This window comes from Pseudomonas sp. PVC-3-1, assembly GCF_057444315.1.
This window is the reverse complement of record NZ_CM172023.1, coordinates 4160043-4176821: the sequence shown is the minus strand read 5'-3', so window position 1 is coordinate 4176821 and position 16779 is coordinate 4160043. Positions and strand designations below refer to the sequence as shown.

Annotated in this window: 18 protein-coding genes, 3 tRNA genes and 1 pseudogene; 6 read left to right on the top strand and 16 right to left on the bottom strand. The window is 57.7% G+C overall.

Annotation, left to right across the window (positions count from 1 at the left end; translation table 11 throughout):
- Nucleotides 1-200: 200 nt before the first annotated feature.
- Both AC2T4A_RS19340 and AC2T4A_RS19335 read left to right on the top strand, forming a co-directional pair.
- Nucleotides 201-542 carry a hypothetical protein gene (locus tag AC2T4A_RS19340; protein ID WP_478377604.1) on the top strand — a complete coding sequence of 114 codons (342 nt, stop codon included), beginning with the start codon at nucleotides 201-203 and terminating at the stop codon, nucleotides 540-542.
- 40 nt (nucleotides 543-582) lie between these two features.
- Nucleotides 583-1059, top strand: coding sequence for an SOS response-associated peptidase (locus AC2T4A_RS19335; protein ID WP_486741542.1), 477 nt, complete (start codon nucleotides 583-585; stop codon nucleotides 1057-1059).
- On the opposite strand, the gene AC2T4A_RS19330 is transcribed toward AC2T4A_RS19335, so the two are convergent.
- Complete coding sequence (locus tag AC2T4A_RS19330) at nucleotides 1060-1584, bottom strand: lysis system i-spanin subunit Rz (protein ID WP_478377606.1); 525 nt, start codon at nucleotides 1582-1584, stop codon at nucleotides 1060-1062. It lies immediately after the preceding gene.
- Nucleotides 1581-2024, bottom strand: coding sequence for a structural protein P5 (locus AC2T4A_RS19325; RefSeq protein ID WP_478377607.1), 444 nt, complete (start codon nucleotides 2022-2024; stop codon nucleotides 1581-1583). Before AC2T4A_RS19325 ends, AC2T4A_RS19330 begins: the two co-directional genes overlap by 4 nt.
- Before the next feature lie 101 nt (nucleotides 2025-2125).
- On the opposite strand from AC2T4A_RS19325, the gene AC2T4A_RS19320 reads away from it, so the two are divergent.
- Together AC2T4A_RS19320 and AC2T4A_RS19315 are read left to right on the top strand one after the other, a co-directional pair.
- Nucleotides 2126-3211: an acyltransferase family protein gene (locus AC2T4A_RS19320; RefSeq protein ID WP_478377608.1), complete on the top strand. Its 1086-nt coding sequence runs from the start codon at nucleotides 2126-2128 to the stop codon at nucleotides 3209-3211.
- 90 nt (nucleotides 3212-3301) lie between these two features.
- Nucleotides 3302-4363 (top strand): acyltransferase family protein, encoded by a 1062-nt coding sequence (locus tag AC2T4A_RS19315; RefSeq protein ID WP_478377609.1) that lies wholly within the window; start codon nucleotides 3302-3304, stop codon nucleotides 4361-4363.
- A 1-nt stretch (nucleotide 4364) separates the two neighbouring features.
- Here the strand turns inward: AC2T4A_RS19315 and AC2T4A_RS19310 are convergent, their stop codons facing one another.
- From AC2T4A_RS19310 to AC2T4A_RS19280, 7 genes and pseudogenes are all read right to left on the bottom strand, one after another.
- Nucleotides 4365-4574 carry a hypothetical protein gene (locus AC2T4A_RS19310; protein WP_478377610.1) on the bottom strand — a complete coding sequence of 70 codons (210 nt, stop codon included), beginning with the start codon at nucleotides 4572-4574 and terminating at the stop codon, nucleotides 4365-4367.
- A 43-nt stretch (nucleotides 4575-4617) separates the two neighbouring features.
- Nucleotides 4618-5688, bottom strand: coding sequence for an acyltransferase family protein (locus AC2T4A_RS19305; RefSeq protein ID WP_486743699.1), 1071 nt, complete (start codon nucleotides 5686-5688; stop codon nucleotides 4618-4620).
- 366 nt (nucleotides 5689-6054) lie between these two features.
- Nucleotides 6055-7205, bottom strand: a protein-coding gene (locus AC2T4A_RS19300; protein ID WP_156160533.1) for an IS3 family transposase whose coding sequence is annotated in 2 segments (ribosomal slippage) — nucleotides 6055-6962 and nucleotides 6962-7205 — 1152 coding nt in all. Because the reading frame shifts where the segments join, the coding sequence is not laid out codon by codon here.
- A 61-nt stretch (nucleotides 7206-7266) separates the two neighbouring features.
- Nucleotides 7267-7658 (bottom strand): annotated as a pseudogene (locus AC2T4A_RS19295) (glycoside hydrolase family 19 protein); the annotation flags it as partial.
- A gap of 8 nt (nucleotides 7659-7666) precedes the next feature.
- Nucleotides 7667-8371 (bottom strand): LamG domain-containing protein, encoded by a 705-nt coding sequence (locus AC2T4A_RS19290; RefSeq protein ID WP_486741540.1) that lies wholly within the window; start codon nucleotides 8369-8371, stop codon nucleotides 7667-7669.
- The gene (locus AC2T4A_RS19285; protein ID WP_486741539.1) at nucleotides 8368-9063 is read right to left on the bottom strand and encodes a DUF2793 domain-containing protein; all 696 of its coding nucleotides are present in this window, start codon (nucleotides 9061-9063) and stop codon (nucleotides 8368-8370) included. The genes AC2T4A_RS19290 and AC2T4A_RS19285 overlap by 4 nt, the downstream gene beginning before the upstream one ends.
- A complete protein-coding gene (locus AC2T4A_RS19280) occupies nucleotides 9063-11057 on the bottom strand; it encodes a phage tail protein (protein WP_486741538.1) in 1995 nt (664 codons plus the stop codon). Before AC2T4A_RS19280 ends, AC2T4A_RS19285 begins: the two co-directional genes overlap by 1 nt.
- Nucleotides 11058-11542: 485 nt before the next feature.
- On the opposite strand from AC2T4A_RS19280, the gene AC2T4A_RS19275 reads away from it, so the two are divergent.
- Together AC2T4A_RS19275 and AC2T4A_RS19270 are read left to right on the top strand one after the other, a co-directional pair.
- Nucleotides 11543-11755: a DUF4224 domain-containing protein gene (locus tag AC2T4A_RS19275; RefSeq protein ID WP_478379603.1), complete on the top strand. Its 213-nt coding sequence runs from the start codon at nucleotides 11543-11545 to the stop codon at nucleotides 11753-11755.
- A complete protein-coding gene (locus AC2T4A_RS19270) occupies nucleotides 11755-12054 on the top strand; it encodes a hypothetical protein (protein WP_486741537.1) in 300 nt (99 codons plus the stop codon). The genes AC2T4A_RS19275 and AC2T4A_RS19270 overlap by 1 nt, the downstream gene beginning before the upstream one ends.
- Before the next feature lie 230 nt (nucleotides 12055-12284).
- Here AC2T4A_RS19270 and AC2T4A_RS19265 read toward each other — a convergent pair whose 3' ends face one another.
- The 7 genes from AC2T4A_RS19265 to gacA form a co-directional block, all read right to left on the bottom strand.
- Nucleotides 12285-12611: a hypothetical protein gene (locus AC2T4A_RS19265; protein WP_486741536.1), complete on the bottom strand. Its 327-nt coding sequence runs from the start codon at nucleotides 12609-12611 to the stop codon at nucleotides 12285-12287.
- 235 nt (nucleotides 12612-12846) lie between these two features.
- A tRNA-Leu gene (locus AC2T4A_RS19260) sits at nucleotides 12847-12932 on the bottom strand.
- A 155-nt stretch (nucleotides 12933-13087) separates the two neighbouring features.
- Nucleotides 13088-13161: transfer RNA gene (locus tag AC2T4A_RS19255), tRNA-Cys, on the bottom strand.
- A 35-nt stretch (nucleotides 13162-13196) separates the two neighbouring features.
- A tRNA-Gly gene (locus AC2T4A_RS19250) sits at nucleotides 13197-13272 on the bottom strand.
- Nucleotides 13273-13340: 68 nt separating this feature from the next.
- On the bottom strand, nucleotides 13341-13901 hold the full coding sequence (gene pgsA, locus AC2T4A_RS19245) for a CDP-diacylglycerol--glycerol-3-phosphate 3-phosphatidyltransferase (RefSeq protein ID WP_416751446.1): 561 nt from the start codon (nucleotides 13899-13901) through the stop codon (nucleotides 13341-13343).
- Between the two features lie 33 nt (nucleotides 13902-13934).
- Entirely contained in the window at nucleotides 13935-15761 is a 1827-nt protein-coding gene (uvrC, locus tag AC2T4A_RS19240; RefSeq protein WP_486741535.1) for an excinuclease ABC subunit UvrC, read from the bottom strand.
- Between the two features lie 2 nt (nucleotides 15762-15763).
- On the bottom strand, nucleotides 15764-16408 hold the full coding sequence (gene gacA / locus AC2T4A_RS19235; protein WP_017517075.1) for a response regulator transcription factor GacA: 645 nt from the start codon (nucleotides 16406-16408) through the stop codon (nucleotides 15764-15766).
- Nucleotides 16409-16779 lie beyond the last annotated feature (371 nt).

Genomic DNA, 16779 nt, shown 5'->3' with positions numbered 1-16779 from the left:
CTGTACATCCATGCAGTACTCTTGCCCTCCTCTGATTCGGGAGGCGGGGCATGCTGTACACCAACCATGAAACGACCACCGGCTACTGAAATATCGCTGGGAGGCCGCACTGCGCGAGGATACCGCCTTCCTCTATCGAACCGACGACCACTGACGAGGCATACCAGTTCGGGCTGATCCGCCTGTCCGAGCGCCAGGAGATGGTCACCCGCGCGCTCGGCGCCTACTCCTGGAATGTCGAGCACAACATCACCAGGGAAACCCACTGGTGCTTGGGCTGCTACTACCATGTCTTGGTCGACGGCGAGGTGGTCGGCAAGATCGGAACGGAAGGTCACTACCACGACCTTCAGGGGAAGCTGCTCGGCAACATCGTCGGGCAGCCACCGAAGCTTAGCCTGTGGGTTGGTCGCTTCGACCGTGAGTACGCGGGCGATGTCGAGGGACTGCGAATCATGTGCGATGGCCAGGAGCTGTTCGAACTGAGGGAGGTAATTCCGGGCGGAGCCGGCGACAAGCGCTGGCCTTACTCGGGAGGATGAGGGAATGTGCGGGAGATCCGTGACGCCAGAGGAAGCCGCCATGGAGCGGTACTGGCATATCGGGCGGGGGAACGCCGGGCGGTGGATTGATCGCGCGTACAACGTCGCGCCGACCAGTCAGGTGCCCATGGTGCTCCTGAACGAGGCGGGAGAACAGGAAGTGGTGGCCGCCCGCTGGGGGCTGATCCCGTTCTGGTGGAAGAAGGACAAGCTGCCGGCGCAAACTTTCAACGCGCGGAGCGAGGAAGCGGCGACGAAGCCGATGTGGCGGGATGCGATCCGGCACAAGCGGTGCCTGATGCCGGCTGCTGGCTGGTATGAGTGGAACGAGAAGGAACCGGCCAAGAACAGCGCCGGCCGTGCCGTGAACCAGCCCTATTACCACCACGCTATCGACAACGATGTGCTGGCGACCGCCGGGATCTGGTCGACTTGGTCACCGCCGGAGGGGGAACCGATCACCTCTTGCGCCCTGCTGACCAAGAGAGTATCCAGGTCATCTTTCGAAGGTATCTAGCTACCTTTCCATCGGATAGCCGGATATTACACGGACATAGGCCTGACAGGCCGTCAGTTGCCTGATCGCATCGTCGCCCCTGCTGGCGACACCGAGAATCGCTGCAGAATCTCCTGGGTCAAGGTCGGCTCGACCGGCTGCATGATCCAAGCCTCCGGCGCCGGAGGTGGCGGACATGTGGGCGGCGGCACTGCAACCACTGACCTTGACTGACAGCCGGCGTTGAGCAGTGAGCAGATCAGCACGAAGCTGGGCGTTCTGATGCTGTGCATCGATGTACTCCTGATATCGGGTGGCGGAATCCTGCTGGATGGCCTTGGTGAACGCCTGGCGCTGCTCATTGGCTTCCTGCTGAGCCTTGGCGGCTGCCAGGTTGATCGTGCTCAGGTCGGCCCGGAAGGCGGCCTGCTGCTGCTTGATCTGCTGGCCAAGCCTCCACCCGTTGGATATCCATCCGCCGGTCGCGGCCAGGAACAGCAGCAACGCGCACAGCAGCGGTTTCCAGTTGCTGAGCAGCCAGGTCACGCCAGCGCCCTCCGCACACCTTCATCAATAACGGCGTCCTGGTGCGGCTCACCGCCATTCTCGTGCCGAATGATCGCCATCACCAGGCCGCGCAGAGTTGCCGGCAGCCGGACGTTGATCACCTGGTTGGGCTGCACACATAGAGCCTTGGCCACCGAGCTGATATAGGCCTCGGTATCGTTCTCGTTCCCCGGCGCCCAGCGGCTGATGGTCTCGCGCACGGTATCGATGCCTGAGCCGCCCACGCCGGGCATCCCATCCTTGCCTCGGTACGCCAGCAACAGCTTGCCCAGGGCGCGGATGCCGTTCTCTGGCGTATCGAAGCGTGCAAAGCGCGGTTTAGGCACACCCAGTTCCAGGCCGAGCTGGCCCTTCCAGTCGTTGCGGGGGTTGTAGTCGATGTTGCCGGGGTTGTTGTTACGGACACCTCGGGTGGTCATGGCTGTTCTCCAGACACAAAAAAACCGGCTCTTGGCCGGCAATGGGTTGTTGAGGTCGATGAAGCGCCGTATCTTGCTCGGCGCAGATTGGAGCGGTTGAGATGCAATCAAAAACGAACGTCGATATGCAGTGCTTACGTGCGATTGCCGTGATTATGGTGGTGATGCAGCACTACAAGGTTCGACTTCCTACTACTCAAGGCTATATCGACATGTTCAACAGCCTGTCTCTGTGGACGGGTGTTGACGTCTTCTTTGCGATATCAGGATACCTGATATACCGCTCAATTGCGGCAGAGATTTCACGATATGAAGGTCGCACTGAGGCCGCCAAGTCCTTCTTCGAGAAGCGAGTCAGAAGACTTGTGCCTGCACTTTTGGTCGGACTTACCTTATCAGTAGCAGTATCTGCAATCGCCACGAACACCGTCAACCATGACGCGTTCAAAACGCTCACAAGTGCGGTCACCGCCGTCTTTGGGGTATCGAACTTCTACTGGTCTGCCTGCGTCATGAAGGTCATCAACGGATGTGGAAATCCTGATTTCAATGGGGTTACTTGGTCTTTATCTTTGGAGTGGCAACTCTACGCTATTGCATTCCTCTTGATATCTGTCGTTGGCGGTCGCAAGGGATTCGTCATCGCGCTGGCACTTGCATGCCTTGTATCAGTCTGGGCCGCCCCGTCCTTTTCGCTCCTCTGGGTCACTCGGCCCATGGCATTTGTTCTTGGCTGGGGAATCGGGATTTTGAGTACCCAACGCCGTATTGCACTGCCCCGGATGGTATCGCTGGTGCTGCTGACTGCCGGACTGAGCATCTGCATAGCAGCACCTGTACATGGGCCTGCAAGCCTATCGCTTGCACTAATCGGCCTGGGCGGCGGAATATGCCTTTTGGCTTGCGCCAGTGACAATTTGTTCCCGAAACGATCCGTACTCACCGCCATGCTGTCCTGGATAGGAGATCGCTCCTATTCCATCTACCTGCTCCATCTTCCGCTGATTCTTCTTGTTCGCGAAGGGCTCATGCGGGCTGAGGCATTCGAGAACGACGCGCTTGGAGTACTACTTGGAATGACAATTAGCCTACCGCTTATCGCACTCGCTGCAGACCAATCCTATCGCCACATTGAGCAGCGATTCAGAAAGCGCGCTACCGCACGCTCTGTCATTAAGACCGCCTGAATTGACAACAAAAAACCGGCTCATGGCCGGCAATGGGTTGTTGAGGTACATGAAGCACCGTATCGTGCTCGGCCCTAATGGAGCGGAAAAATGCACAAAGCGACAAACATTGACATTCAGTGCTTACGAGCTATCGCGGTAATTCTTGTCGTTTTGCTCCATTATCGATCATCAATGCCGGTGCCTGAATGGTACTCGAGCACTATCAACTCATTGTCTTTATGGTCCGGCGTAGATATTTTCTTCGCCATATCTGGTTTCCTGATGTTCTCCTCAGTAAGAAGCTCCCTCGGAAAGGAAGCATCACGAGGCGAGGCAGCCTACGCATTCCTAGTAAAAAGATGCCGCCGGTTAGTGCCAGCATTGATATGCGCCATGATCATATCAATTTTGGTGGCAGCCATATCAACAAACGGCGCCGAAACAGAAAGTTCAATCAGAGGCGCCATCGCCGCAACAACTGGGCTATCGAACTTCTACTGGTGGGCATGTATATCGGGAACTATCGACCAGTGTGGCTCTCCACATTACAACGGAGTAACTTGGTCGCTATCGTTGGAATGGCAATTGTACGCCGTGCTTTTCCTGGCAATGTCAATACCCAGAAGCTATAGGGCGCTTACTTTCGCGACAGCCATTTCTCTGATTTATACAATTTTTAGCTACAAATACTCAGACCTAGCCATGTTTACAAGGCCATTGCCGTTCTTCCTTGGTGCAATGGTAGGTTGGCTTTACTCGAGCAATAAGCCAAAGATAAGTGCAGCGATGGCTAGATCGCTTCTATTTTTAGGAGTTGCGATTTGCGTCATGTCTCAAAAGTACCTAACTTCATCAGCAATGCACCTTGCAATCGCGGCAGGGTCATTACTGTGCATTACCGCGACATCTAGTGGGAAAGTTATGAATGCGGGATCAATGCTTTCAAAGTCCGCCACCTGGGTTGGAGATAGATCCTACTCCATATATTTGCTCCACTATCCAGCGATGGTCGCATCAAGTTCTGCCCTTAGATACATTGACAAAGCGTCCGACCCATTAGTTGGAGTTATTATTTCCGCGACTCTAATATTAACCACCGCACATCTATCTTACAAATTCGTAGAGACTAGATATTCAACACCCAAACAAGCCACATCAGAAGTATCCTAAACTATAAAAGGCCGGCCACCATGCCGCCGCCCTGCTCTGCCTGCCAGAACGACTTCGCCGGGCCGTTGCCCATCTGGCGGCGGTAGGTGAATCGCGACTCCTGTAGCCCGATAGCCAGCAGCATGACGATGGCCTGCGGGCTTTCCATTTTTGCAGGCAGCAGCAACAGCGCCGACTCGATGATTGAGCGGCGCACGGAACGAAGGTCCATGCTTTTCTCCAGGCATAAAAAACCGGCTCAGGGCCGGTTTTCTTTAAGCAGGTTGTCTACGAAGCCTTCGCCGAACACGTCTTGAAAACTCAATCGATGGCACCTCAACAAACTTCCAAGCTATATATGCAAAAAAGATTGCGAGAGGAATCACGGAAAGCCAAACAGATATCGGGCCAGCTTCCTTTAGAATCAGGACCAATAGAACATTGAGCACGAGGATATGATTTAAATAGAGGCTGTACGAAATTTTCCCCAGAAAATCACCTGCCCTACCTAAAATTGGCTTTCGATACCAAAGTGCGATCGAAATCAAGACAACCGCGCCGACACCTATCCCCAAATCACCAATAACTCTTTGACTGAGACTCCAAGGATTATCAAACGGGTAACTATAAAGCAGCATGCCGACGCCAATAGACGTTGCCTTCAAAGCACGGCTCATTGAGGCAACGCTGTTGACGATACTATCCGACTTCAATGCCACATAGGTTCCAAGTGCAAAGAAGGTCGAGTAATGAAGACTCAGTAGGAGTTCGGCCTGGATTGGCTTCAGCGCCACAACACCCGAAATGAGCCAAGACACGAGCAAAGACGACATGCAGAATGCCGTTACCGCATACCCTCTGAACCTATCCACGACGATGAATATCAAGGGGAAGACAATGGAGATGCGCATTTCATGCACGATAGACCATATCGGCGGATTTATTTCAGAAGTATTGAAAGCGCCAATCATAAGCAAATGATCAACGATTGAGACACTCGAAAGCACTGGGTTTGGGATATTCATCCACCCTGCCGCCCATTCAAATCCAGAATGTGCAAGAAACTGGCAAACAGCAAACGCCAGTGCGACAGAAAAAAGATAAGGTGGATATAGCCGAAAGACTCGCGAAGCGAGATAAGTCGTATATCCACTCTCTCCCATTGACTGCCACATCCGAGTCAACGCGAAACCACTTAGCAGGAAGAACAAAATAACCGCTTGATGGCCAGACCAGAAAAACCGCAGAGGAGTCCATTTAAGAACACTCCATAGCGGCTCAACTTTATAGAGACCAGCGATTGTCGTATGTGAAAGCAGGACGAGGACCGCCGCAATTCCCCTCATGGAATCCAACGATTCCTCCCTGCGATTCACTGCTGCTCGAGACAATTCCAACTCTCCATGGTAACCGAACGACTCGGGAGACCACGTATTTTCGCCATCTAGCCTCTGAAGTCCAGCACTAGCCATGGTGCGCGGAAGAAAGCACACCTGGATGTGCCGACTGACCACCTCACCGAGGTGGGCTCGCACGGTTTCAGAGGCTATATGCTGCGCTGGGGAGTAGGAAGACCGAGCTGAAATAACGTAGGCCGTGCATCGTAGTATGTCTGGTAGCGCGGATCTTCAAGGTCTATCACTCCTTGAAAAGGCCAGAACTCTGAATTCTGTTCATTGCAAAAAATAGCAATATGAATCGCCCCGGCTTTCCTAGACACTCTCCAAGCTTTGGAAGTAGCGCTTTTCAAACTCCACTGGCGATAGCTGCATAGCGCTGCTGTGCCGGCGTTTGGGGTTATAAAACATCTCGATGTAATCGAACACATCACTGCGGGCTTCTTCGCGGGTGCCGTAGGTTTTCCGTCGGATGCGCTCCCGCTTCAGCAACTGGAAAAAGCTTTCCGCTACCGCGTTGTCGTGGCAGTTGCCACGTCGACTCATGCTGCTGCTTAGGTTGTTAGCCTTGAGGAAACTCTGCCAGTCCGAACTGCTGAACTGGCTACCCTGGTCGGAGTGGATCATCACTTCCTGCTTGGGCTTGCGCCGCCACACCGCCATCAGCAGGGCATCGATGGCCAGGTCGCTGCACATTCGTGACTTCATCGACCAGCCGATCACCTGGCGTGAAAACAGATCTAGCACTACCGCTAAGTACAACCAGCCCTCATAGGTCCGGATGTAGGTGATGTCGGTGACCCAGACCTTGTTCGGCTCACTGACGTTGAACTGCCGCTCCAGGCGATTGGGCGAAGCCACCGCCGGCCGGCCGCCATAATAGCCGGGATGCCGCCGATAGCCGGTTTGTGAGCGCAGCCCTTCTCCCCGCATCAGGCGAGCCACGCGGTGCCGGCCACAGGACTCCCCCAGCTCACGCAGGTCGTCGTGAATCTTGCGATAGCCGTAGACCCCACCGCTTTCCAGCCAGGCGTGTTTGATCAACCCGAGCAGGCGCTGATCTTCCTTGGCGCGCACGGATTTCGGCTCGGCCAGCCAGGCGTAGTAACCGCTGGGATGCACTTTCAGGGTCTGGCAGAGGCGTCGAACCGGGTACTCCACCGACAGCTTGCTGATGACGGCGTACTTCAGCCGCACTCCTTGGCAAAGTACGCGGCGGCCTTTTTTAGAATGTCTCGCTCTTCGGTCACTCGCTTGAGTTCGGCGCGCAGACGACGCAGTTCGGCCTGCTGATCGTCTTCTTGCTGCCGCTGCTCCTGGGGCTTGCTGTAGCGCTTGATCCAGACATACAGGCTGTGCACCGACATGCCTAACCGCGCTGCCACCTCGGCTACGGGGAGGCCGCGCTCAGTCACTTGCTTGACCGCTTCGATTTTGAATTCTTCGGGGTAACGCTGGTTGCTCATGGCACCTCCTAATGGGCCTCATTATGAGGCTTGGAGGTGTCTACGAAACTAGGGGCGATTCAGCCGACGCCGTGGCCCACTCGACCTGCTCGAGCAGTTCCGGCTTGTCCAGCAGCGGTACACCCAAGGCTGCACCCGCCCTGCGGTAGTTCTCTCGACCGGTGATCTGGATCAGGCCGCGCCCCATGAAGCGCTTCCCGTCGCCGGGCTGCGTGTTGCTCAGGTCCTTGCGGCCTTCGTACCTGGACTGCGCCGGCGTCGGACCCCAGATCTCTCCTTCACCCACTTCAGCTGGCCCGACTCATGCCCGATCTGGGCAAGGAATGCAGCCTGGCGAGCCGGCGTGGTGATCTGGCACCGCTGCATCGCCCTGTTGAGCGCAGGAACAAAAACGCCAGCTCTCTGGCTGGCGTTGGGGTAGATGCGCAGGAGATGCGCTTCGGTGATTGGCATAGCGCACCTCAGGGGTTGGGGAGTGCAGCGTTCGGCGGTGTGAAGTTTGCGGTATAGCGGGAGTACCCTTTCGTGATCCGGAAGTCGTCGAAGTTTCCATTGAAATAGCGCTGGGTTCCGCCATCCGCCCCGATAAACAGGGCGCTGGAATTGACTTCAATGGTGCCGCTGATACTTGCTATCGCCTCCACAACCCCGTCCAGGAACAGTCGCAGGGTGGTCCCGCTTCGGTACAACGCCACATGGTGCCAAGCGCCAGCAGCGACAGTCGTTGAGCCGGGCCCGACGATTACAGAGCCAGATGTGCTGTTTACGACGAAGGCGCGAAGAAAGCCTGTATCGGATATCTGCATTCCCCAGCCGGAAACACTGAATCGGCTGTAGATCTCCTGGCGCGCGGTGACTGTGGCCGCCGGGCGAATCCATCCTTCCAAGGTGAAGTCGCCAGAGCCAAACTCGCAATCCGTCGAGGTTGCAGAGCTGATGTAGTTGGCCGATCCGTTCAGGAGAAGGCTGGCTGAGCCGAACTTCTTCTCCGAAGTGCTCAGCGCGGCGCCGTTGAGGGCACTGAACGTATGGCCCTTCTGGTCGACTATGGTGGTAGATCCGTTCGTACCGTCGAAATGCAGCAGTGCAGAAACCAGGGTCCATTGAGGATCTGTCGCCGGCCCAGATGTGCTGATCATCTGGGCGGCCACGATACCGGGAATCATGCCGGCACCGTTTGGCCGATGACATCCCACACATCAGAAGCGACGCGCTTGAGCGTGACCGTCATCCGTTCTGTCATCACCAAAGCTCCTCCAGACTTCGCGTTCAGGTTAACTCCAGATCCAGGCGTCAAAGTTAGGTTTCCAGTCGACCCGCGGCGCACATGGATTTCTGCTGTCGAACCCCAGCTGACGGAGCTCTGCGGTGGAATGGTCAACGTAGATGCGCTGGTATTGGTGAAACGGATGTAGGCGCCGTTATCAGTAAGGGCTGCAGTACGGGCGGTCGTCGATTCCGTGATTACGGTCGCCTCGCCGGCCCCTCCTCCGCCGCTCGACTCAGGTAGAGCCCAGGCAGACCCGGAGTACCCGTACCGCTTTGCGATTCCGTTCGCATCGAGCTCATCCAGCACGGACGCCATCCAGCCGGCCTTGGGCACGATGAATTGCCAAGCCCCGGCAGATGCAGACCACCAGGCAATTTGGCCGGCCTTACTGGACACAGTCCCCCAGTTTCCAGAAGCGACGATGTACGCCGCTTCATCAGTTGGAGATCCTGGAGGGGTCGAAAGGTCCTTGTCGATTATCGAGAGCTGAACAATCTGGTTCAGGCTGGCGAAGGTGAGGTTCGCCAGAGTCTGGTTCGCAGCATTGTTCTGAAGCAGCTCAAGGCCGAGCTTCCCGGTTGTTGGCATCAGAGAGTTACCTCAAGCGGATAGCCGCGGCCTACGACGGACGACAGCTGATAGATACGGAAGGTGATCGACGACTGCGGTGAACCGAAGTCGGTCGTCTGGTTGGCGGCTGAGTAGGTCCAAGAAGGAGAAGTGGCACTGATCGTCCGCTTCACCGTTGAGCCCGACATGACGTCGATCTCGTAGGCCTCGCTGGTCTCTCCGACCGGAGCAACAACACCATTCGTCCACCAGCTATTCGAGAGCCGGCTGCTGCGGGTAAACGTTCCTGTGAAATTGCTCGACACATCGCACGTGCCGCGGGCATAGACCGGCGACAGACATTCAAGATTGACGCCGCGATAGGCCAAGCTCTGATCTGGAGCGCTATCGATGGTTGCTCCGGAAGAGACGGCGCGATAAAAGCGCGTGATGCCAATGGACTCCACTGGCATGCCGACGAATGCGTTATCAGGGTCATCCAGCAGAACGAACCAGTCACCGCGCTGGTGCAGCCCCGTTGCCCACTCAGTCCCTCGCTGCCCACGCACAAAGCCGCTGACTCTGTACGTCCCGTCCGACTGCAGCGCCGCAGTCTGGAAACGGACAATCTCCCAACGCCCATCATTTCCATATGCGGCGTAGTTGATGCCTGCCAGCATCTGGTCGCGAGTCACGCTCTCCAGTTCCCCGAAGATCATGGAGACTGTGAGGACTCGCTGGTCGATCACCGTGCAATTGCTGGATGGGAGTACATCGAAGGTATTCCCGAACGTGCACTTCGTCGTGAATGCTTGAAGATCACTCCAGGTCTGACCGCCGTCTGGCGACTGAACAAGCACGCCTCCGCTCCAGCCATCCGTATAGCCAGACATGGCGACAGCAAAACCAGGAGTGTTCTGGACTGTCTCGTCCACAACAGGGATGTCCATGAGAACCGCGACGGATTCTCCCTCAAGCGGGATAGTGCCATCGGGACCTGGCGCGGGCGCACCGACAGCATTGCTGGTATATAGGGCCGCGTTATTAAGCATGCCCTTGCACTCGACAATTCCATTTGCCCCGGTAGATACCTCGGTCAGGCGAATCTCAAAAACACCGAACTTCGGTCTTACGGTTACAACATCCCCTGGCTCTAGCTGCTGGTATGGCGGTGGAAGACTGAAGCTGAGTGGCTGACGCTCCATCCAGCGGAGTTCGCAAATCTTCTCCGCTATTTGCATCAGCTCATCGTCGCTCAGGACAAGCCCAAGATCGACGGTCTCACCTTTCACAGCAGTGGTCCCGACACGACCAAAGGTCTGAGCAGAATCTGCATACTCCCTGGCAGCACTAATACCCTTTACCGTCACAGTCGCCGGAAGCTGGGTATCCATCTCTCGATCATAGGGAAGAGAGTCTCCGATCTCATCGCCATCATTGGCTGCGAGGTCGTCGCCTGGGATCGAAATAACGGATGCCTGGCCGCGGGGCACAAACTGCAGCTTGTACCCGTGCATGCGGACATCGAATGGCCACGCAGCGCGTAGCGGCTCAATGGCGGAACGAACAGAACCACCGGCGCGGCGATATCCGGTGACCTGCTGTGTCAGGAGAGAAACGTCAAAGTCCGCCACGCCTAGAAGGCCGGTCAGCAGGATCTCCCGGGAAATGACCTGAGACAGTTGCACTTTACTTGCGCTCAGGACAGATAGCGCTATCGCCTTGACGTCGCCACCTGAAGCATCCTCACGCCGGTACATCACATTGTTGTAGATGATCCCGGCCTGGCCGTTTGAGCTCACTACGCCGACATCGAAAGCATCACTCTCAATTCGATAGATCCGCTCGCCAGTGGCTGGATTGAACCCCTGCAGGACATCACCAAGGAGCAAGCCGAAGCTGAAGGCGTACAGCGTCCCGAGAACATCACCGATGTCGATGTCTGGGACGGCGCCGAGAGAGAACTGTTCAACGCCATGAACAAGCCGCGCGCGCGATTCCGCCGGCTCTGGGGAGATATCAACGGTCCGCATAGCTGGGACGCTAACCCCTGGGTCTGGGTCGTCGAGTTCAAGCGAAATGCTTGACCATCAATTGGTATAGAGGTCGGTACCGCAATGGTTACAGATGAAAATCCGGCGCTGATCGCCGGGGCTGTACAAGCCCCAGTTCTTGATACTCCCGGAGTCGCACGACCAACATTTGATGCCACGTTTGGTGCGGCATTCCGGGTTGATCTCCAAATACTGAGCGAGTGTCGGCAGCCTCCTCCACCGCTCGGCCGGTTTGCCCAGGTCTTTCATTACGTAATGAAGAAACCCTCCCACGACAGCGATGGCAAGTACGCCAAGAATCACGACTCCAAGCACAAACTACCCCCCCTGAGATGCAATCGAACTCGCGGCATCATATAGCCATCATCTAAGTGATGCCACGTAACTGCCTCATTCTTACCGGAAGCATTTCCATTCCCTACATTTCCCCCGCCGGCCAGCGCCGGCGCGACGAGGTATTGCCCATGGAACCCATCGTCTTCCTCACCCACGAGGAGATTTGCCAGCTCACCGGCGCCCGGACGAAGGCCGGCCAGGTGCGCGTCTTGAAGCAGAACGGTATCAAGCACACCATCAAGTTGAACGGATGGCCCTGTGTGATCTCCGCCAACCTCCTGCCGACGAAAGGTCGCCAGGCCGAAGAACCTCAGAAATGGACGCCGCGGAAGGCTAGCTGATGGGAAGACGACCGAAGAAGCCAGGCGCGGTGACGCGTCTGCGCGAGCGCACCAAGCCCAGCGGCAAGACCTATTACTACTACGACGCCGGCGGCAAGCCGCGGAAGGAGGTGCCGCTCGGCTCCGACTACGACCTGGCGATCATGAAGTACGCCGAGCTGGAGCGGGACCGCAACGCCGACAACTTGGCCGAAAAGATCGTCACGCTGCGCTACGTTTCGGCGCAGTACTTCCTGACGTGGTGCCGAAGAAGGCTCCAAGCACCCAGAAGAAGGACGCCCAGTACCTGGTCAAGCTGATGGAGTTCTTCGATGACCCGCCCGGCCCCATGGATGGCATCGAGCCGCAACACGTCTACCAGTACATGCGGTGGCGTAGCGATGCGCCGGTCAGGGCAAACCGCGAGAAGGCCCTACTCAGCCACATGTGGAACTACGCGCGGAAGACGGGCTACACGAAACTGGCCAACCCCTGTTCCGGCATCAGCGGCAATCCGGAGGCTGGCCGTGACGTCCACATTGAGGATGACCTATACCTGCTCGTCTACCAGCACGCCGAGATCGGCCTGCAGGAGGCGATGGACCTCGCTTATCTCACAGGCCAGCGGCCTGGGGACGTATTGGCCATGGATGAACGGGATATTCGCGATGGGATGCTGCACGTCCGCCAGGGCAAGACCAAGGCGAAGCGCCGCATTGTGACTGAGGGCAAGCTGGCTACCCTGCTCGACCGAATCAAGGCCCGGAAGGCCGGAATGAAGGTCAGGCCCACACGCCTGATTGTTTCCGAGGCCGGGTTGCTGATGACCAAGTACATGCTGCGCGACCGGTTCGACCGCGCGGGAGGCTGCCGGCATCGAGAAAGCAGCTTTCCAGCTCCGCGACCTGCGCGCGAAAGCCGGCAGCGACAAGTCGGAATCAACCGGCGATATCCTGAAAGTGTGGGACCAACTCGGGCACACGACCGTCACCATGACCGAGCGCTACATCCGCGATCGGAAAGGCAAGAAAGTCACGCCGACAAAGTAATTGCGGACCGGAACGATAGGAGGGAGGTGGAGTGCAACGGCCCGAAGACCGTTGATCTAGAAGTGGTGCCCGGAGCCGGACTCGAACCGGCACGCCCAAAGGGCGAGAGATTTTAAGTCTCCTGCGTCTACCGATTTCGCCATCCGGGCAGTAGCGCGTTACAGCGTTCCCGGGTGCAAGCCCGGAAAGGGCTGGACTATATACAGCCCCTCTCCCCCTGCGCAAGTTGCAGAAACTCGCAATCCTTGCAGTGGGCAGTTAAAGAAAAAGCCCTGTAAATCTTCGATTTACAGGGCTTTTCTATTGGAGGCTGAGGTCGGAATCGAACCGGCGTTCACGGATTTGCAATCCGGTGCATAACCACTCTGCTACTCAGCCATAACACGGATGACTCAAGGCGAATCATCAAAATCTGGAGCGGGAAACGAGACTCGAACTCGCGACCCCGACCTTGGCAAGGTCGTGCTCTACCAACTGAGCTATTCCCGCGTTGTCGTGTTGACGGGCGCCATTCTAACGATTTGGAAATGCCTGTCAACTCCTTGATTCAAAAATAGTTATTTCTCTTTCGGGGTGGTGTTCAGGTGCGGCCAGGCAGCCACCAGATAGTGCACCATCGACCACAAGGTAAGGATGGCGGCAACAATGAGCAGCGCATAACCGACCAGGACCCAGAACGTCATCAGCGGCGGATTGGCCAGGAGAATCACCAACGCCAGCATCTGCGCCGCCGTTTTCCATTTACCCAGGCTGGAAACGGCGACATGCGCCCTCGCCCCGATCTCTGCCATCCACTCGCGCAGTGCAGAGACGACGATCTCGCGACCAATGATGATGGCAGCCGGCAAGGTCAGCCACAGATTCGCGTGCTCCTCCACCAGCAGCACCAGCGCGGTGGCGACCATCAGCTTGTCCGCTACCGGGTCGAGGAAGGCGCCGAAGGGCGTGCTCTGCCCCAGCCGACGCGCCAGATAGCCATCCAGCCAGTCAGTGGCGGCAGCAAGGGCGAATACGGCGCTGGCAGCCAGATGGCTGGCAGGGAACGGGAGATAGAACAGCAGGATGAAGATCGGAATGAGCAGAACGCGGAGCAGTGTGAGCAGGTTCGGGATATTCATCGGGTCGGAAGGTCTGCGAGTTGAGCCGGCATTCTACTCGCTGTGCAGTGCAGCATAAATCTGCTCTGCCAGCTTTTTACTGATACCGGGGGCTTTGGCAATTTCATCGATACTGGCTCTGCCCAGTTCCTGCAACCCGCCAAAATGCTTGAGCAGGTCACGCCGGCGCTTCGGTCCGACGCCCGCAACATCTTCCAATGTCGAGGTACGTCGCGCCTTGCCGCGTCTTGCGCGGTGGCCGGTAATGGCGAAGCGGTGTGCTTCGTCGCGGATCTGCTGGATCAAGTGCAACGCTGGCGAGTCGGCAGGCAGAGTGAATTCATGTTCGGCGTCGTTGAGGTACAGCGTTTCCAGGCCCGGCTTGCGGGTGACACCTTTGGCCACGCCGAGCAGCGTCAGGCCCACAATCGCAAGCTCCTGGAGCACTTCCTGGGCCATGGCCAGCTGTCCCTTGCCGCCGTCCACGAGGAGGATATCTGGCATCTTGCCCTCGCCTTCCTTCAGTCGGCTGAAGCGGCGGGTCAACGCCTGGTGCATCGCGGCGTAATCGTCGCCACCAGTGATGCCTTCAATGTTGAAGCGACGATAGTCCGACTTCAGTGCACCCTCCGGGCCAAAGACGACACAGGAGGCCACAGTTGCCTCGCCGCTGGAATGGCTGATATCGAAGCATTCGAGCCGCTGCGGCGGCTCCGGCAGATCAAGCGCCTCACCCAGCGCATCGAAGCGCGCCGCCATGTGCTGGCGGTTGGCAAGACGAGCCGCCAGCGCCTGCTCGGCATTGGTCACCGCCAGTTGCTGCCAGCGCGCACGCGTGCCACGAACCCGCGGAGTGATCTCCAGCAGCCGACCGCGGGATTCCTCGATGGCCGATGCCAGGACCGGGAAGTCCTCATGCACGGCATTGACGATCAGCTCGTTCGGCAGATCGCGCTCGTGGTGGCTCAGATAGTACTGCCCGAGGAAAGCCAGCAGCACATCACCCACCTCCTCCTCGATCGCCACCTGCGGGAAGAAATTCTTGCTGCCCAGCACCCGTCCGCCACGCACGCTGATCAGGTGCACGCAGGCTCCGCCTGGTGTGACGATGGCCGCCACCACGTCGACGTTGCCAGTGCCAAACTCCATGCTCTGCTGGTCCTGCACACGACGCAGAATCTGCACCTGATCGCGCAGCTCCGCCGCCTTTTCGAAGTCCAGGCGCATCGCCGCCTGCTCCATGCTGGTGGACAGTTCCTCGGCCAGCACGTTGCTACGCCCTTCGAGGAACATGATCGAGTGGCGGACGTCTTCGGCGTACTCCTCCTCGCTCACCAGCCCCACGCAGGGCGCCTTGCAACGCTTGATCTGGTACTGCAGGCACGGGCGCGTGCGATTACGGTAATAGCTGTCCTCACACTGGCGCACGAAGAAGGCTTTCTGCAGCAGCGCCAGGCTTTCACGAATGGCACCGGCGCTGGGGTATGGGCCGAAATAACGACCTTTCGCTTTCTTCGCGCCCCGATGGATGGTCAGGCGCGGATACTGGTCCTCGCTCGACAGGAACACGTACGGATAGGACTTATCGTCCCGCAGCAGGATGTTGTACGGCGGCCGCCACTCCTTGATCAGCGTCTGCTCGAGCAGCAGCGCCTCGGTCTCGTTGGAAGTGATGGTGGTCTCGACCTGGGCGATTTTCGCCACCAGGGCAGCCGTCTTCGGCGCAAGGCCGGACTTGCGGAAATAGCTGGAGAGACGCTTCTTGAGGTCCTTCGCCTTGCCGACGTAGAGCAGCTTCGCCTCGACGTCGAACATGCGATAAACGCCCGGCCGCCCACTGCAGGTAGCCAGGAAGGCCGCCGAATCGAACTGTTGCACCATGATCAGTTGCTGGCGTCGACCATGCCGTGCCGGACAGCCAGCAGCGCCAGTTCGACGTCACTGGTGATCGAGAGCTTCTCGAAGATGCGGTAGCGGTAGGTGTTCACGGTCTTGGGCGAGAGGCACAGCTTGTCCGAAATGCTCTGTACCTTGTGGCAGTTCGCAATCATCAGCGCGATCTGGATTTCACGTTCGGACAGGGTGTCGAATGGCGATGCGTTGCGCTCCGGCTCGAATGACTTCAGCGCAAGGTTCTGGGCAATTTGCGGACTGATGTAGCGCTGACCGGCAAATACCTGGCGAATCGCCTGGACCATCTCGTCCAGGGCGGCGCCCTTGGTGAGGTAGCCCGCTGCACCTGCCTGCATCAGCCGAGTCGGGAACGGGTCCTCCTCGCACACGGTCACCACCACGACACGCACGTCGGGTTGGCTGCGCAGCAGTTTGCGGGTGGCTTCGAGGCCGCCAATGCCGGGCATCTTCACGTCCATCAGCACGACGTCGGGCTTGAGCTCGCGTGCCAGTTGCAGCCCCCGTTCACCGGAGTCTGCCTGTCCAACAACCTGCAGGCCGTCGATATCAGCGAGCATGCGGGTAATTCCGGTGCGCACCAGATCGTGATCATCGACCACCAGCACCTTAATCACGCAGCACCCCTTGAGCAGAATGGAATGGCGGGCCCCGAGAAAGAGACTCCGAACAATTGCCGAACCTTAACAGAAAGAGGCTCTACGACCTAGCTTGGAAGCGCTTCGCCAAAATGCAAGCGCCAGAGAAACGCAGCGCAGGCGAGGCAAATGCTGACAGATGCTTGCCGGTGCGTCTAGGACGGGCGTGCCGACAAATTTCATGTCCGGATCGCGTCAGCGCAAAAATCGGCGGGACATATCGAAGCAGCCCGATCGATCAAGCACCTTTAGTCTGCGGCCACACCTGAATCGCCCCCACCGCCGGCATCGCTGTCTCCGATGCTGCAGATAGCTGGAGTAGCACCGCCTTGAAACAAGTCGCCACTCTG